Source organism: Bradyrhizobium sp. BR 10261, from assembly GCF_019455395.1.
Taxonomy (GTDB): Bacteria; Pseudomonadota; Alphaproteobacteria; order Rhizobiales; family Xanthobacteraceae; genus Bradyrhizobium; species Bradyrhizobium manausense.
Genome location: NZ_JACOFQ010000019.1, coordinates 67,197 through 92,018, shown reverse-complemented (window position 1 = coordinate 92,018; position 24,822 = coordinate 67,197). Strand labels below are relative to the sequence as shown.

Genomic DNA, 24,822 nt, shown 5'->3' with positions numbered 1-24,822 from the left:
GATGATGACAGTTTCTGTGAGCCTCAACTCTGCCGAGCAACGCCGCCCCAGCCGCTTCGGGCGCGTGCTCGAGGACCGCCTGCCCTATCTCATCGTCGCGCCGGCCATCCTGATCCTCCTCCTGGTTGGCTTGTTCCCCCTGATCTACTCGCTGATCGTGAGCTTCCAGCGCATCACGATGACCGAGAACGATACCTCTTTTGTCGGCCTCTTGAACTATGTGGAGTTGTTCAGGGATACCCGCCTCTGGGCTTCGCTCGGTCATACCGTCATCATCACCGCGATCGCCCTCCCCCTGGAGCTGATGGTCGGCTTCCTGATGGCGCAGCTCTTCATCGATCGCATGCCGGGCCGACAGATCTTCGTCGCGCTGCTGGTGCTTCCGACGGTGATCTCTCCGATCGTCGCGGGCGCGACCTGGCGTCTGATGTTCGACGTCCGCTTCGGCCCGATTGGGCAGATTCTGAGCTTCGTCGCCGGTGAACCGGTCCGGATCCTGTGGACGGTCAATCCTGCCTACGTCTATCCGGCGATCATCATCTGCGAGGTCTGGCAGTGGTCGCCATTCATGTTCCTGCTGCTGCTCGCCGCGCTGTCGAATGTGGACCAGTCGCAGCTCGAGGCTGCGGAGATCGATGGGGCGTCGTACCTGCGCGTGCTTCGCGCGATCGTTCTGCCGGCGATCGCGCCGGTGATCGCCGTGGCCTGCCTGATCCGCGGCCTCGATCTCGTACGCATCTTCGACATCATCTGGGCCCTCACCGAAGGCGGTCCGGGCTCGATGACCGAGACCATCTCGCTCTACACCTATGTGCAGGGTTTCTCGCAATTCGAGACCAGCTACACAGCCGCGATTTCCTTCCTGGTGATTGCGCTGCTGACGCTGATCACGACCCTGGTCCTCAAGCGCATGGAGCTTGTGCGATGAGGATCGGCAGGCTTCCGGCCAGAAAAGCGCGCATTCTCGCCGTCCGCTATCTCGGCGCCGGCGTCGTGACCCTGCTGTTTCTGTTTCCGGTCTATTGGCTGTTCATGATCTCGTTCAAGACACCGGACGAGATCTATCATGTTCCGCCCTTGTGGATTCCCGGGCAGATCCAGTTCTCGAATTATTACGTCCTGTTCAGGGATGGCGACGTCCTGGCGATACTGAACAGCCTGATCGTCGCCGGAGTCAGCTCCGGCATCGCAATCGTTCTCGGGACGCTCTGCGCCTACAGCCTGGCCAGATTCAGCACCGGCGGCGAGAACCTCGCGATGTGGATCATCTCCCAGCGCATGATCCCGCCGATCGCTGTCGTCTTCCCGATCTTCCTGATCTACGTGTATTTCGGCCTCGTCGACGGTTATTTCGGCCTGATCCTGCTCTACACCGCATTCAATCTTCCCTATGTGATCTGGATGATGCGGGGCTACATCGTCGACGTTCCCCTGGAGCTCGAGGAAAGCGCGCTGGTCGATGGCCTCAATCGATGGGAGGTGATCTGGAAGGTCGTTTTCCCGATGGTTCGCCCCGGCCTCATGGCGACGTCGGTCTTCACCTTCGTCTTCGCCTGGAATGACTTCCTCTTCGCACTCGTGCTCACGCGCACCGAGGTCATCACTTTTCCGGTCATGCTCACGCACTATTTCGGCGGCCAATCGAATTTCTGGGCAAAGATCGCGGCGATGTCGGTCCTGGGGACGTTGCCGATCTTCGTCGCGGTCTCGGTAATGCAGCGCTATCTCGTGCGCGGCATCTCGCTGGGCGCGGTCAAGGGTTAGGGAGAGCGGAGTGGCAGACGTTAAGCTGTCCGGTGTACACAAATACTACGGCAACGTGCATGCAGTCCGCGGGGTGGATCTCACCATCGCCGACGGCGAATTCGCTGTGCTGGTGGGGCCGTCGGGCTGCGGCAAGAGCACTCTCTTGCGAACCATTGCCGGTCTTGAGGATCCGGATGGTGGAACGATCACCATCGGGGGCGCGGTGGTCAACGATCTGCGCCCGCGCGAGCGCAACATCGCGATGGTGTTTCAGAACTATGCGCTCTACCCCTATCTGACCGTCGGCGAGAACATCGCCTTCGGTCTGCGCGCCCGCAAAACTCCCGAGATCGAGATTAGGAAGCGGGTCAGTGAGGCCGCCGAGATGCTCGGCATCGGCAATTTCCTGCAGCGCTATCCACGGCAGCTCTCCGGTGGACAGCGTCAGCGCGTCGCGATCGGCCGCGCCATCGTCCGCAAGGCCGACCTGTTCCTGTTCGACGAGCCGCTCTCGAATCTCGACGCCCAGTTGCGTGACGAGATGCGGACCGAGATCAAGCGGCTGCATCACGAGATTACGACGACGATGATCTACGTCACCCATGACCAGGTCGAAGCGATGACGCTCGCCGACCGCATCGTGCTGCTGCGTGACGGAAAAATCGAGCAGCAGGGCGCTCCGCTGGAACTGTTCGAGCGGCCCCGTACGGGTTTCGTAGCTGGCTTTCTCGGCTCCCCGTCGATCAACCTCATCCCGGCGACCCTCAGGACAAACGGTCCCGAGGCGGCAGTGGTGTTTCAGTCCGACGGAGAACTGACGCTTCCGAGCGCGAAGGCGACACCGCTGGCCAGTATGAATGGGCGAGAGATTCTCGTTGGCATTCGGCCCCAGCACTTCAGTCGGGCCGGCGGGCCGCTGCGCGACGGCGTGGTCTCCTATTCGGCCACTGCCGATCTCATTCAGCCGACGGGGACTCGCACCTTCACCACCATCAAGATCGGCGGCGTCGATGCGGTTGCCGAGCTGCAGGCGCACGACGTCAGCAGCCACGGCGAACGAATCGACCTCGCCATCGACCTCAATCGTGTGGTGCTGATTGATCCGGCCAGCGGCCTTGTCATCGCATAATGAGAGCAACGTTCGAGAATGGGAGGGATGAATGGCGTCGAGACTGTTTGCAACCGGAATTGGCGCGCCCGAGGGTCCGGTGTGCCTGCCAGACGGCTCGATGTATGTCACGGAGATGTCCGCGTCGACCCTTTGTGTTACGCGGCTCGATGCTCGCGGCAATCGCCGCGTGATCCGAACAACGGGTGGCCGTCCGAATGGACTGACGACCGATGGCCACGGCCGGATCTGGATCGCGGAAGCTGGCCTCCGGGCCTTGATCTGCATCGACGAGAGCGGCAACGAGATCCGGCGCATGCAGGGCGAAGGCGCTGATCGCTTCCTGTTTCCGAACGATCTCTGCTTTGGTCCGAACGGATTGCTCTACATGACTGACTCCGGAATGGCCGCCGAGGATTTCATCAACGGCCAGGCCTTCGTCGACGGTTATATGGATCTCGACTGGGACGGCCGTGTATACGAGATTGATCCCGCAGCCATGAAGGTGCTCCGCGTGTTCGATCGCAAGATCCGCTTCACCAACGGCATTGCCTTCGGACCCGACAATCACCTTTACGCCAACGCATCCTTTACCGGCGAGATCTACCGATATGACGTGCTTGGCGATGCAGCGCCGAAACGCGTCCTCTTCGGCAACGTGCTGCAGCCGGATTCCAATCCGGACTTCAAAGGGCCGGACGGGATGGCCTTCGGAACGGACGGCCGGCTCTATTGCACGGTCTACAACCAGAGGAACGTTACGGTGCTGGACCGCCGGGGTGAGGTCGTCGATCGTCTGGTCCTGGACGGACCGCAGCCGACGAACTGTGCCTTTACGCTCGAGGGCCGGAAGCTGCGCGTCACCGAGGTCGGCAAGGGGCAGGTCGAGGAGATCGACATGCCCTGCGATGGTCTGCCGCTGCATCTGCCGAAGTTCGCCTGAGGAGGTACCTCGCGGTTTGTCCTCTCCTAGGCGTCAAAGGAAGCCGATCGATAGCCAGGGCACTGCTGCGACGATGAGTGTGCCGATCAGTAGCGCGATCATATAGCCCACGATGGGTTTCATGCCCTCGTCCGGGTTGATGCGGCTGATGGCGCAGGCGGCATAATAGCCAACCCCGAACGGCGGCGCGAACAGGCCGATGCCCATGGCCAGAACGACGACCATTGCGTAGTGCACGTCGTGCACCCCGACCTGCCGCGCGATCGGGAATAGCAGCGGGCCGAAGAGGACGATGGCCGGAATTCCTTCCAGCACGCTGCCGAGGATCACGAAAGTCACGATCGTCACCGCGAGGAAGACCGGTACCCCGCCCGGCAGGCTGGTCATGAACTTGGCGAGCGAGGCGGAAAATCCCGATTGGGTCAGGGCCCAAGCCATCCCTGTCGCCGCGCCGATGATGAGCAGGATCGCCCCGGACAGCGAGGCCGTCTCGACCAACATCGGATAGATGCGACGCCAGTCGAACTGGCGGTAGATGAAGAGACCTGCGCAGAACGAATACAGGATCCCGATAGTCGAGACCTCCGTTGCGGTCGCGACGCCCTCGACAACGGCGGTCCGGATGATAAAGGGCAGCGCTATGGCTGGAATCGCGATCACAAAGGCGCGGCCGATTTGCCGACCGGTGGCCCGTTTGACGTGAGACAGGTCCTCGCGGCGGTATCGCCACCATACGACAGCCGCGAGCATGACCGCGAGCACCACGCCCGGGAGCAATCCGCCTGTGAACAGTGCGGAGATCGACACGCCTGTCACCGAGCCGATCGTGATCAGGACCAGCGAGGGCGGGATCGTCTCGGTCTGGGCGCCGGTCGCCGCGAGAAGCGCAACGAGGTCTCCTGGTTTGGCCCCGCGCTGCCGCATCTCGGGAAACAACACCGGAGCGACCGCCGCCATATCCGCCGCCTTGGAGCCCGAGATGCCCGAGACCAGGTACATCGCACCGACCAGCACATAGTGCAGACCGCCGCGGACGTGCCCCAAGAGGCTCGCCAGGAAGCCGACCATGGCCCGGGCCATGCCCGTCATCTCGATGAGAAGGCCGAGAAAGACGAAGAGAGGCACGGCCAGCAGGATCAGGTGGCTCATGCCCTCGTCCATTCGTCCGATCATCACCACGTCGGGCGTGCGGGTTGTGAGAGCGAGATAGCCGACGGTGGCGAGGCCGAATGCGAAGGCGATCGGGACGGCCGCGAAGACCATTGCGCCGACGACGAAAACGAAGAAGATCAGAAGATTCAGATTGCCAAGCGGCTTCAAGACGGGAGCGAGCAGAACGAACGTCGCGAGGATGCCTGCGACCATCGCGACCGAAGCCAGCAGGTTGCGCAGGGTCGCGATGCGGATCAGCCGGATAACCGCTGCGATCAGCATCAAGCTGATGCCGATCGGTAGCGCCGCCGCGCGCCAGCTGTTGACGATCTCGAGCGCCGGCGTCGTGACAAAGGCCTCGTCGGCCGCAAATTCATAGGCCGGCCAGACAACGAGCGCAAGAAATGCCAGCGATGCTGCGGCCGCGACAACATCCAAGAATGCGCGGACTTCCGCACTGAGGACGCCGACGATGGCGGTCATCCGCATGTGCTCGCCGCGCTGGAACGCAATCACCGATCCGAGCATTGCAAGCCAGAGGAAGAGAATTCCGGCAAGCTCGTCAGACCAGACGATTGGCGAGCGGAACACATATCTGCCCACAATGCCGGCGGACAACACCGCGATTTCCGCGAGCACAAGCAGTGCCGCAGGTACGGCGACGATATGGCTGAGCACAGCGTTCGCTGTCACAACCCAGCTGCGCCGGCCCGCCTGCAACGCGCCGGCCGCCACACCGGCATCGACATGCGGCTTATTCACGCTGGTCACGATAACTGGCCCGCGGCTTTTTCGAGCTGCGACCACGCCTCCTCGCCAAACTTGGCTTTCCAGTCGGCGTAGAAGCTGGTTTTGGACAATGCCTGGCGGAAGGCGGCGCGGTCGACGTCGATGAATTTGAGGCCCTTGGCCGAAAGATCGGCGCGAAGTGACTGGCTGAGCTTTGCGATGTCCGCGCGCTGATCGACGGCAGAGCGGTCGAGCTCGCGCGTCACGATCTCCTGCACATCCTTCGGCAGGCGCTCGAAGGCGCGCTTGTTGCCGAGGATCCAGTAACCATCCCAGACGTGCCCCGTCAGGCTGCACGTGCTCTGCACCTCATAGAGGCGCGCGGTCGCAATGATCGGCAACGGATTCTCCTGGCCGTCGACGACCTTGGTCTGCAGCGCGGAATAGACCTCGTTGAAGTTGATCGGGGTTGGCCCGGCGCCGAGCGCCTTGAAGAGCGAGGTGAGCAGCGGTGCGGGCGGAACGCGGATCTGGAAATTCTTGAGATCATCCGGCGTCCGCACCTCGCGGCCGGACGAGGTCACTTGGCGGAAGCCGTTGTCCCAGGTCTTCGATACCGCCATGATCGGCGTCTTGGCGATCTGCGTCCGGATGTAGGTGCCGAGCTCGCCGTCCATCGCATTCCACACGCTGTCGTAGTCGGTGAATGCGAAGCCGGTGTTCACGATGCCGGCGCTTGGCACCAGGGTGGCAAGGATCGAAGAGGATTGGTTGAAGAACTCGACGCCGCCGCTGCGCACCTGGGTCAGCAGCTCAGTGTCGGAGCCGAGCTGATTGGCCGGGAACAGCCTGATCTCCAACCGGCCGCTGGTTGCTTCGCGGATGCGATCGATCGCCTCTTGCGCGCGGATGTTCACCGGATGGGTCGGGTCCTGTCCGGTTGCGAACTTGTAGACGAACTCGGCGGCAGACGTTGGACGGGTCAGAATCCCGCAGAGAGGTACCGCGCTCGCCGCGATTAATAGCGAACGGCGGCTGATGCGTCCGGACTTCGAGACAGTCATGTTTTCCTCCTGATGCTGTATTGACGTTGTGCAGGCTGTATGAGCCAGCTGTCCGGGCTCTTCGACCGCCGCATTCGGGCGACAGCCATCGCTCGCCCGCCGCAACATGCGGCGGGTGGAACTCTTCACTCGGATTTTGCCTGACTGGCGGTTAGTGCCGGTGCGCTAAAGCCACTGCTTGATCTGCCTTGCGACCTCGGCGGTGGAAATGCCGTAGCGGTCGTGCAGCGTCGGCAGTGCGCCGGCGTCAAGAAACTCGTCCGGCAATGCAATCTGGCGAAACGGCGGATGGACGCCTGAACGCATCAGGAGCGCCGCGACCGCCTCGCCGAGACCGCCAATCGTCGTGTGGTTTTCGGCAACGACGACCAAGCGGCCTGACTTGCCGGCTTCACGCAGTATCGTCTTGGCGTCGAGCGGCTTGATGGTCGGAACGTGGAGCACCGCGGCATCGACGCGGTCGTTCTTCAGAGTTTGGAACGCCTCGATTGCACGCATGGTCATGATGCCGGATGAGATGATCAGAACATCCTTCCCGTCACGGATCAGCTTGGCTTTGCCCAGCTCGAACTTGTAGTCGTATTCGTCGAGCACAACCGGCACCTGGCCTCGCAGCAGGCGCATGTAGACCGGCCCCTGATGCGCCGCGATCACGGGCACCAGTTGCTCGATTTCATGGGCATCGCAGGGGTCAATGACGGTCATGTTCGGCATGGCGCGAAACAGCGCGAGATCCTCCGCGGCTTGATGGCTCGGGCCATAGCCTGTGGTCAGCCCGGGCAATGCGCAGACGATCTTCACGTTGCGGTCTTCCTCCGCAATCGTCTGGTGGATGAAGTCGTAAGCGCGTCGCGATGCAAACACCGCGTAGGTGGTTGCGAATGGCATGAAGCCTTCGGCGGCAAGGCCGGAGGCCGCGCCGAACAAAAGCTGCTCGGCCATGCCCATCTGGTAATAGCGATCCGGAAATTCCTTCGCGAAGATGTGCAGGTCGGTGTACTTGCCGAGATCGGCCGTCATGCCGACCACATCGGGACGGCTGCGCGCGAGCTCGACGAGTGCGTGTCCAAACGGCGCCGGCTTCGTCTTCTGTCCCTCGGCCGCGATCGAGGCGATCATGGCCGAGGTGGTCAGGCGCGGTTTGCCCGGCTGGGGTGCTGATCTGACGGTCTTCATGCCTGCCTCCCGGCTTCCAGCGCAGCCAGCGCGAGCTGCCATTCGTGCTGCTCGACGCGGATGAAATGGTTCTTCTCACGCTGCTCCAGGAAAGGAACGCCCTTGCCCATCAGCGTGTCGGCGACGATCATCCGGGGTTTTGGCGCGGGATGAGACCTGGCGACATCGAACGCGGCAACCACGGCATCGAGATCATTGCCGTCGATCCGCTGCACGAACCAGCCGAAGGCTTGAAGCTTCTCGACCAGCGGCTCGAACGCCATGACCTGTGTCGAAGGACCGTCGGCCTGCTGATTGTTGACGTCGACAATGCCGATCAGGTTGTCGAGCTTGTAGTGGCCCGCCGACTGGATGGCCTCCCAGACCGAGCCCTCATCGAGTTCGCCGTCGGAGAACAACGTGTATACCCGCGCCTCGGATTTCTTGCGCTTGAGCCCGAGGCCCATGCCGACGGCGATGCTGAGCCCAAGCCCGAGCGAGCCGCCCGACATTTCCATTCCGGGCGTGTAGGAGGCCATGCCCGACATCGGCAGGCGGCTCTCGTCGCTGCCATAGGTTTCGAGCTCTTCCTCGGGGACGATCCCCGCCTCGATCAAAGCCGCGTAGAGAGCGATGGCATAGTGGCCATTGGAGAGCAGGAAGCGGTCGCGCTCTTCCCAGGAGGGATCTTCCGGCCGGTAGCGCATCGCGTGAAAATAGGCCACGGCGAGGACGTCGGAGATGTCCAGCGCCTGTGCGATATAGCCCTGGCCCTGGACTTCGCCCATGCGCAGCGCATTGCGGCGAATGTTGTAGGCGCGGTTCGCCAGCTTGGGCGTGTTGGTCAGCGTTTCCATCGATCTGGACCTTATCTGAGTGGCTCAGTGAATGAGCATGCCACCATTGACGTCGATCACGGCACCAGTCACGTAGGCGGAGAGATCCGAAGCCAGGAAGGTGTAGATGCCAGCGACATCGTCCGCCGTGCCGAGGCGATTGAGCGGAATGCCCTCCAGGATCTTCGCCCTCATCTCGTCGGTCAGCTTGCCCGCGGTGATATCAGTGCCGATCAGGCCGGGCGTGACGCAATTGACGCGGATGCCGTCCGGGCCGAATTCACGGGCCATTGCCTTGGCGAGACCAAGCACACCCGCTTTGGCCGCCGAATAATGCGGACCGCCAAATATTCCGCCGCCACGCTGGGCCGAGACCGACGACATGCAGGCGATTGATCCGGACTTGCGCGCGCGCATGTGCGGGATCACGGCCTGGGAGAGGAACAGAACACCTTTCAGATTGACGTCCTGGATACGATCCCAGTCGGCGGCCGAAATCTCCAGGAGCTTCACCGGCTGCGTGATGCCGGCATTATTGATCAAGATATCGATTCCGCCGAATGCTTCCATTACGCGACCGACCGCCCGCTCGCACGATGACTTGTCGGCGACGTCGCACGACACCCCGATATGCTCTGTACCAAGAGTGGTCGCTGCACCTGCGGCAGCTGCGGCATCGATATCGAGAATGGCAACCCGCGCGCCCTCGGTAGCGAACCGGCGCGCCGTGGCAAGCCCAATGCCGCGCGGCGAAGCCGCGCCCGAAATGATGGCCGTCTTACCGCTGAGCAGCATCAGTTCCTCCCACTGATTGTTTTTCCTTGGCAAGGCTAGGAATGCATCGCTGACGCGCAACAGACAAACGCACAGTTGTCACGGATGGATGAATCTGGTTCACTTATGAGATGCTGTCGAATGTCCCGATATCGGCAATTCGCGCCTTTGAGGCCGCCGCTCGCACCGGATCGTTTCGCGATGCGGCGAATGAGCTTCACCTGACGCCGAGTGCTGTCAGTCATGCCATCCGCAAATTGGAGGACACGCTTCGGACCGTCCTGTTCGAGCGCAGCGCGCGGTCCGTGCGGCTCACGCCAGCCGGCGAAAACCTGATGCGCCACACGGGAGCGGCCTTCGATCAGCTCCGCCGCGGTCTGGAGGAAGTCGCCGCGCGCGGACCGCAATTGGTGCGCGTTCACTCCGCGCCAAGCTTTGCCGCGCAATGGCTGGCGCCGCGGCTCGCACAGTTTCTCGCTGCTTATCCGAAGCTCGAAGTTCGATTAGCCGCAAGCACGGACTACGCTCGCTTCAGCAACGATGATTTTGATATCGACATCGTTTACGGTCCGCCGCGTGCGGAGGGCGTGGAGGTTGTTCCTCTCCCGGAGGAGACGGTCACCCCACTCTGCTCGCCTGCCCTCGCGAAATCGATAATGAAGCCTGCCGATCTCCTCGATCAGACCCTGATCCGCTCCGACGTGAAGCAGGTCCAGTGGCACCAATGGTTCACGGCGAACGGATTGGAAGCACCTGCCCTCCACGGCATGAGGTTCGATCGAAGCTTTCTTGCAATAGCGACGGCTGCCGAGGGGTTGGGCGTTGCGTTGGAATCAACACTTCTCGCCGAACGCGAACTGGCGAGTGGACGATTGGTGGCGCCATTGGCGGGCCGCGCCAACGATATTTGCTACATCGGTCACCGCTTGATCTACCCGCGCGCAAGCCGACAACGATCGTCGGTGCGAGCTTTTGCGGATTGGGTCGTGACGCAACTTGAAGGTCAAAATACGCGCTCCAGAGAGTGACCACATCTTTTGGCCCGCCTCTCGGCTTACTTCGCAACGTTTGGTCGGTTTGTGCCGGCCGGATACGGTTTACCGCAGCGCCTGAAGGCGCGGTCGTTGAGGGTTCTCGCGGTCGAGTCGCAGCATGCGGGACCTTCCACAGCGAGGCGTCGAGATCCGTCATCCGCCCCCCCGTTCAGTGCGGCGGAGATTGGGAGTCAAACCGACGGTCACGATCTCCTTCCATCACGCGCGCATCGAGCATCCCACCGCGTGAACCATATGGACTATTTTGCTGTAGCCGCTGACTCGGCTTGTCGGAATGAAGAACCAACAACCCTTTATAAGTACTTGATTTCACAATGGTGGGCGCACCAGGGCTCGAACCTGGGACCCGCTGATTAAGAGTCAGCTGCTCTACCAACTGAGCTATGCGCCCGAAAGGCGGTCAATGCCTTGCGAGGCCGGTCGTTTAGCAAAGCGATCCGGGTCTGGCAAGCGATGCGAGGCATGTTTTCCAAGGTTCTTCCACAGCCCCCGGAAAGGCGAAAAGCCGCTGGATTCCAGCGGCTTCGCAGAGGTTAATGCCCGGGAAATCCCGGTCCGCTCAGAGCCGGCCTTCCCGGTCAGCGCCCTCGTCCCGGTCGCCGCCGCGCATGTGGTCCATGCCGTGATCCATCATGCGGTCCATGCGCTCCCTGAAACGGTGGGGCGGGCCGTCTTCGCCACCGCCGAACGGGCCGCGATGGCGGGTCAGCAGGGCAAGGCGGCGCTTCTGGCCGTCATCGAGGCTCTTGTAGAGCGGATCGGCGGCATCGGCGATCTTCTTCAGGGCTGCCGAGCTCGCGCCCATATCCTCGGCGCGCTGGCGCAGGCGGGCGACCGGGTCATCCGGCTTGTCAGAGTCGCCGGGACCATTCATCCGCGCATTGGCGCGGTCGAGCCGCAGCTTGGCGAAGTCGCGCACCGCGGCCTCGACCGGCGGCCACAGCTTCTCCTGATCGGCGTTGAGCCTCAAGCCGGCATGGACGGCAGCAATACGCGCGTCGACCAGGGCGGCGCGGTCTTCCGGGTTTATGCGGATGTGGTGGAAGTGCTCCATCCACGGGCGATGAAATTGGGCATAGACCGCGCCCGAACCGGCGATGCTGAGCACAGCGATGGCGGCGATGGTGAACTTCTTCATCCGAACCTCCTCTGGAAGGATACCCTGAAGATGAGCGTCGGAAGGCCCGTGCGCAACTTACAACTTGGACAGGAAGCCCGTTCTTACGAGATGTAACGCCTATTAATTTTGGTTCAGCCGCAACCGGAAATCATTCGCAACAAAGAGCTTCCGTGCGGCTCGCACGGAAGCCTCATCGTTCATCCAGACTAGTTGGTCGTGCTCCTGGCTTCCTTCTGGAATTCGTCGATCAGCGGCTGGCCGACGCGGCTCGCGGCGTCCTTGTAGACCGGCTCCATCGCCTTGCGCATCGCTTCGTCCTGCTCGCTCGTAAGCTTGATGATCTCGCTCTTGCCGCTCTTTTTGATCTCGGCGAGCGCGTCGTCGTTTTCCTTCTGCGACTGCGCGTTGTTGAAATCGGTCGCTTCCTTCATCGCCTTCGCGAGCTGGTCGCGGATGTCGGCCGGCAGCTCGTCCCAGAACTTCTTGTTCACGATCACGACATAGCCGATATAGCCGTGATTGGTCTCGGTGATGTACTTCTGCACCTCGTGCATCTTCTGGGTATAGATGTTCGACCAGGTGTTCTCCTGCCCGTCGACCACGCCGGTCTGCAGCGCCTGATAGACCTCGCCGAACGCCATCACCTGCGGCAGCGAGCCGAGCGCCTTGAACTGGGCCTGCAGCACGCGCGAGGACTGGATGCGGAACTTGACGCCCTGATAGTCCGCCGGCGCGATGAGCTTCTTGTTGGCGCTCATCTGCTTGAAGCCGTTGTCCCAATAGGCAAGGCCGGTGATGCCCTTCGGCTCGAGCAGCTTGAGCAGCTTTGCGCCGAGCGGGCCTTCCGTCACCTTCCGCAGCGTCTTCAGATCAGGGAGAATGTAGGGAAGATCGAACACCTCGAATTCGCGGATGCCGAGCGGGCCGAACTTGGAGTTGGACGGCGCCAGCATCTGCACGCTGCCGAGCTGCAGCGCCTCAAGCTCTTCCTTGTCCTTGTACAGCGTCGAGTTCGGATAGACCTCGACCTTGACCTTGCCGTTCGTGTACTTCTCGGCGAGCTCCTTGAATTTTTCCGACGCCTTGCCCTTCGGCGTGTCGGTCGCGACCACGTGGCTGAATTTGATGATGATCGGGTCGGCGCTGGCGGGGCCGGCAAGGCCAAGGGCCAGTGCCGCGACGGATGCCGCGATCGCGAAGCTGCGCATAATCTCTCCCTGTTGTTATTTGGGCCGCCCGCGCGCGGACGGCCGATCTTGAGCCGACAGCACCAATAGCGGCTCGCGCATCGAGCCGCTATTGGCCGTTCGCAGGGCAGCTATTCAACGCGAATGCCGCTGCGCCCCCTCTCCCGCTTGCGGGAGAGGGTCGGGGAGAGGGTCTTTCCACAGCGGGACAATCCCGATGAGGAAAGAACCCTCACCCGCCAGGCGCGGGACGATGCTCCGCATCGCCCGGGCGTGTCGGCCTCTCCCGCAAGCGGGGGAGGCGAAGGCCACTCACAGCAGAGCGCTACTCAGCTCGCCGCGGCTGTCGTCACGGTGTCGCGCTGGCGCTTCATGACGATCTTGTTGAGCGCGCCGAGATAGGCTTTGGCGGACGCCACCAGCGTGTCCGGATCCGCCGCGCGGGCCGTCATCGAACGTCCCTCCTGCGACAGCCGTACCGACACTTCGGCCTGCGCATCGGTGCCCTCGGTCACGGCGTGGACCTGATACAATTCGAGCTTGGCCTCGTGCGGCACCAGGCGCTTGATGCAGTTGAACACCGCGTCCACTGGACCGTTGCCCTCGGCTTCCTCGATCTTGATCTGGCCGTCGACATCGAGCTTCATGGTCGCGCGCTGCGGGCCATGGGTGCCGGCGATCACGGTCAGCGAGGTCAGCTTGATGCGGTCGTGCGAGGCCGCCATCTCCTCATCGACCAGCGCCTCGATGTCCTCGTCGTAGATGTCCTTCTTGCGGTCGGCGAGCGCCTTCATCCGCGTGAACGCATCTTCCAGCTGGTTCGGCCCGAGCTTGTAGCCCATCTCCTCCAGCTTGTGCACGAAGGCATGGCGGCCGGAATGCTTACCCAGCACCAGCGAGGACTGCTTCAGGCCGACCATCTCGGGCCGCATGATCTCGTAGGTCGAGGCATCCTTCAGCACGCCGTCCTGATGGATGCCGCTCTCATGCGCGAACGCATTCCGGCCGACGATCGCCTTGTTGTACTGGACGGGGAACGAGGTTGCGGCCGACACCACCTTCGAGGCGCGGGTCAGCTGCGTGGTGTCGATCTTGTTCCAGTAGGGGAATTTGTCGTTGCGCACGTTGATCGCCATCACGATCTCTTCGAGCGCGGCATTGCCAGCGCGCTCGCCGATGCCGTTGATGGTGCACTCGACCTGACGCGCGCCGCCGACGACGCCGGCCAGCGAGTTCGCCACCGCCATGCCGAGGTCGTTATGGCAGTGGACCGAGAACACGGCCTTGTCGGAGTTCGGCACGCGCTCGATCAGCGTCTTCATGAAGTGGGTGTATTCCTCCGGCACCGTGTAGCCGACGGTGTCGGGAATGTTCACCGTGGTCGCGCCGGCCTTGATGACGGCCTCGACGATGCGGCACAGATAATCCATCTCGCTGCGGGTGCCGTCTTCGGCCGACCATTCGACGTCGTCGATCTGGTTGCGGGCGCGCGCGACCATCGCGACCGAGGTCTCGATCACCTCTTCGGGGGTCTTGTTCAGCTTCACCCGCATGTGCAGCGGCGAGGTCGCGATCACGGTGTGGACGCGACCGCGTTTTGCAAACTTCACGGCTTCGGCGCAGCGGTCGATGTCGGCCGGGTGCGCACGGGACAGGCCGGCGATGACGGCATTCTTGGAGCGGCGGGCGATCTCGCTCACCGCCTGGAAGTCGCCCTCGGAGGTGATCGGGAAGCCGGCCTCGATGACATCGACGCCCATATCATCCAGCAGTTCGGCAACCTCGAGCTTCTCCTCGAAGGTCATGGTGGCGCCGGGGCATTGCTCGCCGTCGCGCAAGGTGGTGTCGAAAATGATGACGCGGTCCTTGTCGGACTTGTTTACGGAGGCCATTCTAAATTCCTTTTGAGCTTTCGCGCCGTCAGTCTGAAGGGCGCCTGAGGTGTCCGGTGATCTCGACCAACCCCTGAGTGCCCAGGCGCGCAGCGCCCAGCCGGCCCTCAGGGGCAGCTAAGAAGAAGCCCGCCAAGAAGCAGGGTGGGCAGCGCGGCCGGGATCGCGGCGGCGGCCAGAGCCACCTCCTCAGAAATCCCATCGATTTGGCCGCGAATCAGCATTGCCAGACCCTTTTGAGCCCCAAAATCCTCGGTCAAAACCGTTGACGGTTGGTTGCCGGGAGGCTCGGTGCACCGTTTCTAGACGACAAATGGCAGCAACTGCAACGCCAAAAGATGGTCAGGGGGATTGACCTGGTTGGGGGATGATTGCGTCGGAGCGACCATATCGATCCCCGTCATCCTGAGGCGCGAGTGGCGCGATGCTAAACCATCGCGCCGGGAGCCTCGAAGGATGCACGGCTTGGCTGGCGCAGCCGGGCCGTCGCCCTTAGAGGCTTGCCCTGCGGCGCGGTGCGCCCCAGGGCGCGCACCTCAGGGTGACGGTCATGGTCGGTGGCTGCGGCTCCCTCAACATCGTCATTGCGAGCGCAGCGAAGCAATCCAGAATCCCTCCGCCGGAGCAGTCTGGATTGCTTCGCTGCGCTCGCAATGACGGAGTATGAGCCGACAGCCTCGCCCGCCAAATGACGCTGTCATTCCCCGCGAAGGCGGGGAATCCAGTAGCCGCGGCTCCTCTGCTAATCATTGCTGTCTCGGAGTACTGGATCGCCCGGTCGAGCCGGGCGATGACAGCGAGCGAGGAGACGCAAACACACCTTCGCCTTCTCGCGGCGCGTTTCGCCCGAGTCCGTCATTCCGGGGCGCGCCCGTTGGCGCGAGCCCGGAATCCATTCACCCCACAGCGCGCCGCATGATGCATTCCGGGCTCGCGCTTCCGCCTTCGCTCTTCGAGCTTCGGCGGACAAGTCGCGCGCCCCGGAATGACGGTCGAATCTTTTGTTGGATTGCGCTTCCGGCGCTCGGCCTATCCCACCCGGCGCGCGCGGGCCCTGCTCTCCCAGCGATCCAGCATCAGACCGAGTTGACCAAGCTCCCCGGTCGCCGCATGTGCAATCTGATTGGCCGCGGTCATGTCGTTCGTGTTGGCGGGTGCATTGGCGTTCAGCCAATCCGGTTGCGCGTAGTCGCTCCGACGGCGGGCTTCCGCACGACGTTTGCGAGACCGCTGATCGCGCAGGAAATAGCCCGCCGCAAACGCAATCCCGAGCAGCACGATCAATATGACGACTTCCACAACCAACTCCGACCTTTCGCCCCAAACAGTTTTTGCGAAGCATCGCATGCGAGGTCAAGGCTTGACATGAGCGAAGCTCGCTTCCCGCGAACTGCAGACACAGAACGAACTGCCGCCCGCCCGAACGCGGCCGCAATGCGGCCATGTTTCGACCTCGACACACCGGATTGTCTCGTAGAGGATGCGAACCTTCCTCTCGCAACCAGGCGCGGACCGGACTAACCTTGCACCTGCTCGGCCGGATCAACCGGCCAGCCAATATGACCGGGAGGACGCGAATGACACGCCAACAGCCGCGTGAGCACGATGCTGCGCTTTCACGACGAACGCTGGTTCAGGGCCTTGCACTCGGAGCCGCGGCCACGATGGCCGGAACAGGCTCGGCGCCCGCCCAGAACGGCCCCGCTGCCCCGCCGACGACCATCACCACACCGCCGCGCGACTTCAGCCCCCGCGGCGCACCGACCACTTATTTCTGGGACCCCGACATCATCGCGGTCGATCCGTCCTTCAACGATCTCGCGCAGCCCAACACTGCGATCAAGCGGCTCCATACCGGCCTGTTGTGGGCGGAAGGCCCGGCGTGGAGCGCACAAGGACGCTATCTGCTCTGGAGCGACATTCCCAACAACAGACAGATGCGCTGGAGCGAGGATGACGGCCATGTCAGCGTATTCCGCATGCCCTCCAACAATTCCAACGGCAACTCGTTCGATTTCCAGGGGCGCCAGCTGTCCTGCGAACATCTGACCCGGCGGGTGACGCGCTACGAGCATGATGGCACCGCCACCGTGCTCGCCGATAATTACAACGGCAAGAAGCTGAACTCGCCGAACGATGTCGTCGCCCATCCTGACGGCAGCTACTGGTTCACCGATCCGCCCTATGGCGGCCAGCTTTACGAGGGCGAGCCCGACGGCCCGGGCGGACCGAGCAATGCGGCCGGCAAGCTCAATCCGAAAATCGGGCAGCCGGCCGGCTTCGCACCCGGCAAGCGCGAGCTGCCGACCAACTGCTATCGCATCGACCCCTCAGGCCGCGTGGATCTCGTCGTCACCGAAGATCAGGTGCCCGACCCGAACGGCCTCTGCTTCTCGCCCGACTACAAGAAGCTCTACGTGGTCTCGACCGGCAAGGGCCCCGGCGACACGGGTGCCGGCGGCAAGGGCGAGGTGTTCGTGTTCGATGTCGGCAGCGACAACAAGCTCTCGAACCAGAAGAGGTTCAGCGACTTCATAATCGATGGCGTGACGTGCGGGCCGGACGGCGTGCGATGCGACGTCAACGGCAATGTCTGGGCCTCCAGCAATGCCGGCCGCGCGGTCGGCTATAGCGGCGTGACGGTGTGGTCGCCGGAGGGCAAGCTGCTCGGTCGCATTCGCCTGCCCGAAGTCTGCGGCAATGTCTGCTTCGGCGGTCCCAAGCGCAACCGCCTGTTCATGGCCGCGAGCCAGTCGCTCTATGCGGTGTACACGGCGACGCAGGGCGCGGGGCCGGGCTGAGGGGGTGTAGGCTGAATTGCGACGAGGCGCCGGCGTGCCCCGCCGGCGCCGACTTGTTTCGAATGTTCATCACCGACGGGTGAACATAGAGGCAAGAGAGGTGACTTCCGCGCGAAGCGCGTGATAGTTGAAGCATGGCAGACAAAATTCGCGTCGTTGTTCTCTATGGCGGCAGGTCCGGTGAGCACGAGGTCTCGCTGAAATCGGCCGCCTCCGTGCTCCGGCATCTCGACCGTGCGCGCTTCGAGGTGATCCCCGTTTCCATCGACAAGACCGGCCGGTGGCAATGGAACGATCTTGCGGCGATCGACCCGGCGCAGCCGTCCTTGCCGATCCTGCTCGATGCACCCGAGATGCGGCTCGCCAGAGGCACTGACGGACGCGGCGTTCTCATGCCTGTTTCCGCAGGCGCAGGCGGCCCGATCGAGATCGACGTCGTGTTTCCAGTCATGCACGGTCCCCTGTGCGAGGATGGCACCGTGCAGGGCCTTTTGGAGCTCGCCGATATTGCCTATGTCGGATCGGGTGTTCTCGCCTCCGCCGTCAGCATGGACAAGGATGTCGCCAAGCGGCTTGCCGCCTTCGCCGGCGTGCCGATCGCGCCCTATCGCGTGCTCACCCGCAAAGCCTTCGTCGCCGATCGCGCCGCCTCTCTCGCCAGGGCGATCGAGGGCCTGAGCCTGCCGGTGTTCGTCAAGCCGTGCAACATGGGCTCCAGTGTCGGCATCCACAAGGTGAAGACGCTGGATGCGCTTGGGCCCGCGCTCGATGATGCGTTTCGCTACGATCTCAGGGTGCTGGTCGAACAGGGCATCGACGCCCGCGAGATCGAGGTCGCCGTGCTCGAGGGCGAGACGCTGTTTGCGAGCATTGCCAGCGAGCTCAATCCCAACGCTCAGCACGAATTCTATTCCTACGAGGCCAAATATCTGGATCCCGACGGCGCGCGCGTCGATCTTCCGGCCAGGCTCGATGCAGCCCAGATGGCGCGCGTGCGCGCGCTCGCGGTGCAGGTGTTCGCGGCGCTCGAATGCAGCGGCCTTGCGCGCGTCGATTTCTTCCTCGATCGGCAAACCGGCGAATTCTGCTTCAACGAGATCAACACGCTGCCCGGCTTCACCTCGATCAGCATGTATCCGAAGATGATGGAAGCCTCAGGCGTGCCGTATCGCGAGTTGCTGACGCGCCTCGTCCATCTGGCGCTCGACCGCCATCAGCAGCGTCATGCGTTGGAACGCGGCTATTCGAGCTAGGTTGTTTTTTCAGGCTTACGGCGGGAAACAGGCCATGCGCGTTGTGATCTGCGGCGGCGGCGTGATCGGGGCCTGCACCGCCTACTTCCTCCGCCGCCACGGCGCCGAAGTCATCGTCGTGGAGCGGACCGAAGTCGCGGCCGCGGCCTCCGGCAAGGCCGGCGGCTTTCTGGCGCGCGACTGGTGTGCGGGCACGCCGATCGATGCGCTGGCGCGGCGCAGCTTTGCGCTTCATGCGCAACTGCCCAAGGAGATCGCCGGCGATTGGGGCTATCGCCCGATGAATGCGTATAGCGGCTATGTCGCGACCGATGACGATGCGCGTCGGACTACGTCGTCCGCGCTCGACTGGCTGAGCGATAGTATCGTCCTCGCGCAACGCATCGGCACGCCCGAGTCGACCGCGATCGTTCACCCCAGAAAGTTCACCTCGGCCGTGATGAATGCGGCGATCGCGCAAGGCGCCGAGCTTCGCCATGGCCGCTTTACTGGCATCGCGCGCGACGCAGATCGCGGCGCTGTCAAGGGCGTCGGGGTGGAAGACGATGTCATCGAAGCGGATGCCGTCGTGATCGCAATGGGGCCCTGGTCGCTTCTCGCTGCAAGCTGGATGAGTCTGCCAGCCCTCCATGCCCAAAACAGCCCGAGCATTTTGTATGACACAGGCACAAAGGTCTCGGCAGACGCCTTGTTTCTGGATACGGAGATCCACGGCCACGCCACCAGCATCGAGGTGTTTCCTCGCCCGGACGGCAGCACCTATGTCACCGGCTTCCCCGACACCTCTGCCTTCCCCACTGATCCGGCCGACGTGAAGCCCGATCCGTACAGCATGAAGTGGTTGCAACAAATATCGGAGCAACTGTCGCCGCTGTTCCGGCCGGAGAAGATCATGGCGAAACAGGCCTGCTTTCGTCCGGTGACGGCGGACGGCTTGCCGCTGATTGGCCGCGTGCCGCAGGATGAAGGGCTCTATGTTGCGACCGGACACAGTGTCTGGGGTATCCTGAATGCCCCTGCAACCGGCGAAGCGCTGGCGGAGTTGATCGCCGAAGGCGCAACGCGCAATGTCGACCTCGCGCCATTCGATCCTGCCCGGCTCAAGCCACTCGATCTGCCGCGGCGGCGATGGCGATGAATGCCGGCGCGCCTGCGATACACGCGCATGCCCATCGACGAAATCTGCATGCCTGCGTGCGGAATAGCGCTCCGCCCTGCCCGATATCTACGCAGCTAGACTTTAGTCCCCATCGTACACTCCTGAATACAGTTCCACTTGCCGAGGATTCTCTCGCCGCTATAGTCGCGCCCCAATAGCTCAAAGAAGCTTGGTTCAAAGGGAGAGAACAATATGAATAAAGCACTCTCTGGTGCATTGCGAAGTGCGTTTGGTGCCGCCGCTGCGGGCGTGATGTTGGCAGCCTCAGGTGCGGCCTTTGCGGCTGATCCAATCAAGATCGGCGTGATCGCGGAGGCGCAGGCGATCGCCGGCGCATCGATCCCGCAGGCGGCGCAGCTCGCCGCCGACGAGATCAACGCCAGCGGCGGTGTCGACGGCCGCAAGATCGAGATCATCGGCTATGACAATCACTCCTCCTCGGCCGATTCCGTCCGCGCCTTCCAGCGCGCGGTGAACGAGGACAAGGTCAATGTCGTCATCGCCAGCTACATCAGCGAAGTGGTGCTGGCGCTGGAGCCCTGGGCCTCGCGGCTGAAGACGCCGTTCGTGACCCCGGGTGCTGCCTCCAACGAGATCAGCAAGAGCGTCCACGCCGATTACGAGAAGAACAAGTACACCTTCCACGGCTATCTGACCTCGGCGGCACTGGCGCTTTCTGTGTGCGACGGCGCCAAGGATCTGCTCGTCGACAAGATGCACATGAAGACCGCGGTCATCATGAGCGAGGACGCCGCCTGGACCAAGCCGCTCGACGTCGGCTACGAGGAGTGCCTGCCCAAGGTCGGCCTGAAGGTGCTCGACCACATCCGCTTCTCGCCCGATACCACCGACTTCACCCCGATCTTCAACAAGATCGAGGGCGCCAAGCCCGACGTGATCATCACCGGCATCTCCCATGTCGGCGTGCAGCCGACGGTGCAGTGGAAGAACCAGCAGGTGCCGATCCCGATGTTCGGCATCTCCTCCCAGGCGACCAACGAAACCTTCGGCAAGGACACCAACCAGGCCGCCGAAGGCGTGCTCTATCAGGGTGTCTCCGGGCCCGGCGTCGCGGTGACGCCGAAGTCGGTGCCGTTCGCGGAGAACTTCAAGAAGAAGTACGGCAACTACCCGTCCTATGCCGGCTACACCGCCTATGACGAGGTCTATTACATCGCCGACGCCGTGAAGCGCGCCGGCTCGCTGGATGCCGACAAGCTGGTCGATGCGCTGGAGAAGACCGACTGGGAAGGCACGATCGGCCGCGTCCAGTTCTATGGCAAGGACGATCCGTTCACGCACTCGATCAAATACGGCAGGGGCCTGATCACCGGGCTGATGCTGCAATGGCAGGACGGCAAGCAGAGCGCGGTCTGGCCCAAGGAGGTCGCCAAGGTCGACATCAAGTTCCCGAGCTTCATCAAGCTCAGCAACTGATCGGAACAGCTCCCGGGACCATCGCCCGGGAGCTTCCACTTGCGGCGCAGCACCTTTCCTCAAAGCGGCAGCCCGACTGCCAGCCCATAGACCGGATTGCCAATCTTCAATGCGAGCTTTCCAGATTCTGATCGATGGCTTTGCCATCAGCGCTCTCTACGCTCTCGGTGCCACCGGCTTCACACTGATCTTCGGCGTCTCCGGCGTGCTCAACCTCTCCCACGGCGCCATCATGGTGGCGGCGGCGGTGGCGGCATGGGCCGCCGCGAGCATTCTGGGCGTCGGCACCTATGCCGGCGCACTTTTTGGCGTCGGCGTCGCTCTCCTCACGGCCTTCCTCACCTACTTCGCCGTCGTGAAGCCGATCCAGGATTCCCGGCGCATCCCGAATGAGGAGAAGGAGATATTCGTCCTCACCGGCACCCTGCTCTGGGGCATCATGATCCAGGAGCTGATCGCCTATTTCTTCACCAACAACGCCAAGACCGTGCTGCCGATCGTGGAAGGCGTGGTCGAGATCCTCGGCGTCCGTACGCCCACGAACGAGATCTTCACCGCGATCGTGTGCTGCCTCGTCATCGCGCTGTTGTGGCTCCTGGTGAACCGCACCCGCACCGGCAAGGCGGTGCTGGCGGCCTCGATGAATCCACGCGGCGTGACCCTGCTCGGGCTCGAGCTCACCAACATCTATATCGTGGTGTGGGCGATCTACGGCATCCTCGCCGGCATCGCCGGCGTGCTGCTCGGCATGTTCCTCGGGGTCAGCTCCTACAGCGTCGGGCCGCTGACCGCGAGCGCGTTCTCGATCGTGGTGCTCGGCGGCCTCGGCAGCGTCTCCGGCTCGTTGATCGCCGCCTTCGTGGTCGGCTATCTCGAAACGCTCACGGCCTATCTGGTCTCGCCGGCCTATCGCACCATTCCGGCGCTGCTGCTGCTCGTGTTCGTGATGTACATTCGGCCCCAGGGCCTGCTGGGGAGGCGCTGAGATGGCCGGCTTCTTGACCTCGCGCCTGTTCTTCGTCTCGCTGGCGCTCGTCGTCATCGCGGCGACGCTGCCGCTCTACGTCTCCGGCTACGTGCTCGGGCTGCTCACGGTCGCGTTCTATTTCGGCGTATTCGCGATGGCCTGGGACCTCTTGTTCGGCTTTGCGGGCGAGGTCAATTTCGGCCCGACCTTCCTGATCGGCGTCGGCGCCTACACGGCTGGCATCCTCAATGCCCAGTTTGGCTGGTCGGTCTATCTCTGCATCGTGCTCGGCGCGCTTGCCTCGGTCATCGCGGGCCTCGTGCTGGCGCTGCCGGCGCTGCGCGTGCGCGGACCGTATTTCGGCCTGACCACGCTGGTCGCGGTGCTGATGCTGCAAAACTTCGTCGTCGTGTTCGCCGACCTCACCGGCGGCGAAATCGGTCTCACCATCCCTGACGTCATCACCATCAATGCCGGCGCCAATTACTGGATCGCGCTCGGCTTCATGACGATCTCGGCCGCGATCCTCTACGGCCTGTCGCAATCCCCTGTCGGTCTCGTGCTGCAAGCCAGCGGCCAGGATCCGGTGCAGGCCGGCGCGCTCGGCTTCAACATCGTCAAGCACAAGCTCGCCGCCTTCATCGTCAGCGCGTTCTTCTCCGGGCTGTCAGGCGCGCTGCTGGTGTTCTACTTCGGCACCGCATCGGTCGGCACCGTCGTCGACGTCGCGGTCGGCGTCAACGTCATCGTCTCGGCCGTGCTCGGCGGAAGGCGCACCGTGCTCGGCGCGGCGCTGGGCGCGATCTTCCTGATCGTCGCCGGCGAGTTTCTGCGCCCGACCGGCGAGCTTGCGACCTTCATCGTCTCGGCAGTGGCGCTGCTCGTCGTCCTGTTCTTCCCCGGCGGCTTCCTAGGGGCGGCCCTCTCGCGCGAGGCTCGCTCGTAATGGATCAGAGGCTTTCCAACCGGCCCGTGCTCGAAGTCCGCGGCCTCACCAAACGCTTTGGCGGCCTGACCGCGGTGAAGAACCTCAACTTCGACGTCAACAGCGGCGAGATCTTTGGCCTGATCGGGCCGAACGGCTCGGGCAAGTCGACCGCGATGAAGAGCGTGATGGGCATCGAGCGCCCGACCGCGGGCGACGTCGTGTTCGAAGGCGAGAATGTCGCCGGCCTGCCCGCACACAAGATCGCGCGCAAGGGCTTTGGCATGGTGTTCCAGCACTCGCGGCCGCTGAACCGGCAGACGGTGCTGGAGAACATCATGGTGGCGCTGCTGCCGGACAGCCTGTTCATGCTGCTTCCGGACAAGGCGCTGGTCGAGCGCGCCAAATGGATCGCCGACCGCGTCGGCTTGGGCTCCGTGATGAACCGCCGCCCGCCGACGCTGCCCTTCGCCGATCTGCGCCGGCTGGAGCTTGCAAAAGCGATCGCACGGGACCCAAAAGTGGTGCTGGTCGACGAGCCCTTCGCCGGTCTCACCCGCGCCGAGGTGGACGTGTTCTCCGACCTGATCCGCAGCTTCCGCGATGACGGCCGCGCGGTGATGCTGGTCGACCACAACGTCAAGAGCGTCGCGGCCCTCGTCGACCGCGTGCTGGCGATGTATCTCGGCGAGGAGATCGTCACCGGCAGGGCCGACGACGTCATGCGAAACGAGACCGTGCGGCGGGTCTATCTCGGCGGCGCCATCGAGACCCATGCGCGGCCCGAGACGAGCTTCAAGGACAAGGTGCCGCTGCTCCAGGTCGAGAATGTCAGCGTCCATTACGGCAAGGCGCAGGCGCTGGAGAATGTCTCCATCCACATCCACGAAGGCGAGTTCGTCTCCATCGTCGGCCTCAATGGCGCCGGCAAGACCACGCTGTTCAACACCATCTCCGGCTTCCTGCCCTACACTGGCGAGATCGTCCGCGGCGGCGAGAAGCTGCGCGGCACCAGCCCCGCCAAGATCGCGCGCAGCGGCCTCGTGCAATGCCCTGAGTCCCGCGAACTGTTCGGCGAGATGACGGTGCGGGAAAATCTCGATCTCGGCGGCCAGCATCTGGACGACGAAGCAAGGGCGAAGCAGCTCGCCTGGCTGTTCGAGCTGTTCCCGATCCTGAAGGAGCGCCAGGGGCAGATGGCGCAAACGCTGTCAGGCGGCGAGCAGCAGATGCTGGCAATCGGCCGCGCGCTGATGATGCAGCCGCAAATCCTGATCCTGGACGAGCCGACACTCGGCCTTGCGCCCGTCATCCTCGAGCTGCTCTCCAAGGCGCTGGAGAAGTTGCGGCAGACCACATCGATCACCGTGCTGCTCGGCGAGCAGAACGTGACCTTCGCGCTGCCCCATGCCGACCGCGTCTATGTGCTGGAGCACGCCAGGATCGTCTGGGAGGGCGATCCCGGCCGCTTCGCCGCGGAAGCCGGCGCCGATTTTCTCTAGTCGCGCGTATCAACAAA

21 protein-coding genes and 1 tRNA gene are annotated in these 24,822 nt (G+C 63.2%); 12 read left to right on the top strand and 10 right to left on the bottom strand.

Translation table 11 applies throughout. From position 1 onward, the window contains the following. The first annotated feature begins 4 nt into the window (after positions 1-4). Genes HYH07_RS22220 through HYH07_RS22205 form a run of 4 tightly spaced genes read left to right on the top strand, consistent with a single transcriptional unit; the run spans position 5 to position 3,797 of the window. Positions 5-928, top strand: coding sequence for a carbohydrate ABC transporter permease (locus HYH07_RS22220; protein ID WP_220004500.1), 924 nt, complete (start codon positions 5-7; stop codon positions 926-928). After that, positions 925-1,764, top strand: a complete 840-nt coding sequence (locus tag HYH07_RS22215) for a carbohydrate ABC transporter permease (protein WP_220004499.1) — start codon at positions 925-927, stop codon at positions 1,762-1,764. The genes HYH07_RS22220 and HYH07_RS22215 overlap by 4 nt, the downstream gene beginning before the upstream one ends. A 10-nt stretch (positions 1,765-1,774) precedes the next feature. Beyond that, complete coding sequence (locus tag HYH07_RS22210; protein WP_220004498.1) at positions 1,775-2,875, top strand: ABC transporter ATP-binding protein; 1,101 nt, start codon at positions 1,775-1,777, stop codon at positions 2,873-2,875. Between the two features lie 31 nt (positions 2,876-2,906). Next, positions 2,907-3,797 (top strand): SMP-30/gluconolactonase/LRE family protein, encoded by an 891-nt coding sequence (locus HYH07_RS22205; protein WP_220004497.1) that lies wholly within the window; start codon positions 2,907-2,909, stop codon positions 3,795-3,797. A 33-nt stretch (positions 3,798-3,830) separates the two neighbouring features. Here the strand turns inward: HYH07_RS22205 and HYH07_RS22200 are convergent, their stop codons facing one another. From HYH07_RS22200 to HYH07_RS22180, 5 genes are all read right to left on the bottom strand, one after another. Continuing rightward, positions 3,831-5,669: a TRAP transporter large permease subunit gene (locus HYH07_RS22200; RefSeq protein WP_228749715.1), complete on the bottom strand. Its 1,839-nt coding sequence runs from the start codon at positions 5,667-5,669 to the stop codon at positions 3,831-3,833. Between the two features lie 47 nt (positions 5,670-5,716). Continuing rightward, positions 5,717-6,742, bottom strand: a complete 1,026-nt coding sequence (locus HYH07_RS22195; RefSeq protein ID WP_220004495.1) for a TRAP transporter substrate-binding protein — start codon at positions 6,740-6,742, stop codon at positions 5,717-5,719. A gap of 165 nt (positions 6,743-6,907) precedes the next feature. After that, a complete protein-coding gene (locus tag HYH07_RS22190) occupies positions 6,908-7,918 on the bottom strand; it encodes a transketolase family protein (RefSeq protein WP_220004494.1) in 1,011 nt (336 codons plus the stop codon). After that, positions 7,915-8,754, bottom strand: coding sequence for a transketolase (locus HYH07_RS22185; protein ID WP_220004493.1), 840 nt, complete (start codon positions 8,752-8,754; stop codon positions 7,915-7,917). The genes HYH07_RS22190 and HYH07_RS22185 overlap by 4 nt, the downstream gene beginning before the upstream one ends. Before the next feature lie 24 nt (positions 8,755-8,778). After that, on the bottom strand, positions 8,779-9,528 hold the full coding sequence (locus tag HYH07_RS22180; protein ID WP_220004492.1) for an SDR family NAD(P)-dependent oxidoreductase: 750 nt from the start codon (positions 9,526-9,528) through the stop codon (positions 8,779-8,781). 110 nt (positions 9,529-9,638) lie between these two features. Between HYH07_RS22180 and HYH07_RS22175 the strand changes: the two genes are divergently transcribed. Beyond that, a complete protein-coding gene (locus tag HYH07_RS22175) occupies positions 9,639-10,535 on the top strand; it encodes a LysR substrate-binding domain-containing protein (RefSeq protein ID WP_220004491.1) in 897 nt (298 codons plus the stop codon). A gap of 342 nt (positions 10,536-10,877) precedes the next feature. On the opposite strand, the gene HYH07_RS22170 is transcribed toward HYH07_RS22175, so the two are convergent. The 5 genes from HYH07_RS22170 to HYH07_RS22150 form a co-directional block, all read right to left on the bottom strand. Then, positions 10,878-10,953 (bottom strand) — tRNA-Lys (locus tag HYH07_RS22170). Between the two features lie 168 nt (positions 10,954-11,121). Further along, positions 11,122-11,700, bottom strand: a complete 579-nt coding sequence (locus HYH07_RS22165; RefSeq protein ID WP_220004490.1) for a Spy/CpxP family protein refolding chaperone — start codon at positions 11,698-11,700, stop codon at positions 11,122-11,124. Positions 11,701-11,888: 188 nt separating this feature from the next. Continuing rightward, on the bottom strand, positions 11,889-12,890 hold the full coding sequence (locus HYH07_RS22160; RefSeq protein WP_220004489.1) for a TRAP transporter substrate-binding protein: 1,002 nt from the start codon (positions 12,888-12,890) through the stop codon (positions 11,889-11,891). Positions 12,891-13,198: 308 nt separating this feature from the next. Then, the gene (locus HYH07_RS22155) at positions 13,199-14,761 is read right to left on the bottom strand and encodes a 2-isopropylmalate synthase (RefSeq protein WP_057750443.1); all 1,563 of its coding nucleotides are present in this window, start codon (positions 14,759-14,761) and stop codon (positions 13,199-13,201) included. 1,029 nt (positions 14,762-15,790) lie between these two features. Continuing rightward, positions 15,791-16,108, bottom strand: a complete 318-nt coding sequence (locus HYH07_RS22150) for a hypothetical protein (protein WP_220004488.1) — start codon at positions 16,106-16,108, stop codon at positions 15,791-15,793. A gap of 230 nt (positions 16,109-16,338) precedes the next feature. Between HYH07_RS22150 and HYH07_RS22145 the strand changes: the two genes are divergently transcribed. From HYH07_RS22145 to HYH07_RS22115, 7 genes are all read left to right on the top strand, one after another. Beyond that, positions 16,339-17,562 carry an SMP-30/gluconolactonase/LRE family protein gene (locus HYH07_RS22145; RefSeq protein ID WP_220004487.1) on the top strand — a complete coding sequence of 408 codons (1,224 nt, stop codon included), beginning with the start codon at positions 16,339-16,341 and terminating at the stop codon, positions 17,560-17,562. A 134-nt stretch (positions 17,563-17,696) separates the two neighbouring features. After that, a complete protein-coding gene (locus HYH07_RS22140) occupies positions 17,697-18,815 on the top strand; it encodes a D-alanine--D-alanine ligase family protein (RefSeq protein ID WP_220004486.1) in 1,119 nt (372 codons plus the stop codon). Beyond that, positions 18,787-19,953 (top strand): FAD-binding oxidoreductase, encoded by a 1,167-nt coding sequence (locus HYH07_RS22135; protein WP_228749700.1) that lies wholly within the window; start codon positions 18,787-18,789, stop codon positions 19,951-19,953. The genes HYH07_RS22140 and HYH07_RS22135 overlap by 29 nt, the downstream gene beginning before the upstream one ends. Positions 19,954-20,166: 213 nt before the next feature. Next, positions 20,167-21,411: an ABC transporter substrate-binding protein gene (locus tag HYH07_RS22130; RefSeq protein WP_220004485.1), complete on the top strand. Its 1,245-nt coding sequence runs from the start codon at positions 20,167-20,169 to the stop codon at positions 21,409-21,411. A gap of 109 nt (positions 21,412-21,520) precedes the next feature. Then, positions 21,521-22,396, top strand: a complete 876-nt coding sequence (locus tag HYH07_RS22125) for a branched-chain amino acid ABC transporter permease (RefSeq protein WP_220004484.1) — start codon at positions 21,521-21,523, stop codon at positions 22,394-22,396. 1 nt (position 22,397) lies between these two features. After that, positions 22,398-23,324 carry a branched-chain amino acid ABC transporter permease gene (locus tag HYH07_RS22120; RefSeq protein WP_220004483.1) on the top strand — a complete coding sequence of 309 codons (927 nt, stop codon included), beginning with the start codon at positions 22,398-22,400 and terminating at the stop codon, positions 23,322-23,324. Beyond that, a complete protein-coding gene (locus tag HYH07_RS22115) occupies positions 23,324-24,805 on the top strand; it encodes an ATP-binding cassette domain-containing protein (protein WP_220004482.1) in 1,482 nt (493 codons plus the stop codon). Before HYH07_RS22120 ends, HYH07_RS22115 begins: the two co-directional genes overlap by 1 nt. The last annotated feature ends 17 nt before the right edge of the window (positions 24,806-24,822 follow it).

Coding starts and splice junctions, on each gene's coding strand:
- HYH07_RS22220 (WP_220004500.1), top strand. CDS start 5: ATGACAGTTTCTGTGAGCCTCAACTCTGCCGAGCAACGCCGCCCCAGC.
- HYH07_RS22215 (WP_220004499.1), top strand. CDS start 925: ATGAGGATCGGCAGGCTTCCGGCCAGAAAAGCGCGCATTCTCGCCGTC.
- HYH07_RS22205 (WP_220004497.1), top strand. CDS start 2,907: ATGGCGTCGAGACTGTTTGCAACCGGAATTGGCGCGCCCGAGGGTCCG.
- HYH07_RS22195 (WP_220004495.1), bottom strand. CDS start 6,742: ATGACTGTCTCGAAGTCCGGACGCATCAGCCGCCGTTCGCTATTAATC.
- HYH07_RS22190 (WP_220004494.1), bottom strand. CDS start 7,918: ATGAAGACCGTCAGATCAGCACCCCAGCCGGGCAAACCGCGCCTGACC.
- HYH07_RS22185 (WP_220004493.1), bottom strand. CDS start 8,754: ATGGAAACGCTGACCAACACGCCCAAGCTGGCGAACCGCGCCTACAAC.
- HYH07_RS22180 (WP_220004492.1), bottom strand. CDS start 9,528: ATGCTGCTCAGCGGTAAGACGGCCATCATTTCGGGCGCGGCTTCGCCG.
- HYH07_RS22175 (WP_220004491.1), top strand. CDS start 9,639: ATGCTGTCGAATGTCCCGATATCGGCAATTCGCGCCTTTGAGGCCGCC.
- HYH07_RS22165 (WP_220004490.1), bottom strand. CDS start 11,700: ATGAAGAAGTTCACCATCGCCGCCATCGCTGTGCTCAGCATCGCCGGT.
- HYH07_RS22160 (WP_220004489.1), bottom strand. CDS start 12,890: ATGCGCAGCTTCGCGATCGCGGCATCCGTCGCGGCACTGGCCCTTGGC.
- HYH07_RS22155 (WP_057750443.1), bottom strand. CDS start 14,761: ATGGCCTCCGTAAACAAGTCCGACAAGGACCGCGTCATCATTTTCGAC.
- HYH07_RS22150 (WP_220004488.1), bottom strand. CDS start 16,108: ATGCGATGCTTCGCAAAAACTGTTTGGGGCGAAAGGTCGGAGTTGGTT.
- HYH07_RS22145 (WP_220004487.1), top strand. CDS start 16,339: ATGACACGCCAACAGCCGCGTGAGCACGATGCTGCGCTTTCACGACGA.
- HYH07_RS22140 (WP_220004486.1), top strand. CDS start 17,697: ATGGCAGACAAAATTCGCGTCGTTGTTCTCTATGGCGGCAGGTCCGGT.
- HYH07_RS22135 (WP_228749700.1), top strand. CDS start 18,787: ATGCGTTGGAACGCGGCTATTCGAGCTAGGTTGTTTTTTCAGGCTTAC.
- HYH07_RS22130 (WP_220004485.1), top strand. CDS start 20,167: ATGAATAAAGCACTCTCTGGTGCATTGCGAAGTGCGTTTGGTGCCGCC.
- HYH07_RS22125 (WP_220004484.1), top strand. CDS start 21,521: ATGCGAGCTTTCCAGATTCTGATCGATGGCTTTGCCATCAGCGCTCTC.
- HYH07_RS22120 (WP_220004483.1), top strand. CDS start 22,398: ATGGCCGGCTTCTTGACCTCGCGCCTGTTCTTCGTCTCGCTGGCGCTC.
- HYH07_RS22115 (WP_220004482.1), top strand. CDS start 23,324: ATGGATCAGAGGCTTTCCAACCGGCCCGTGCTCGAAGTCCGCGGCCTC.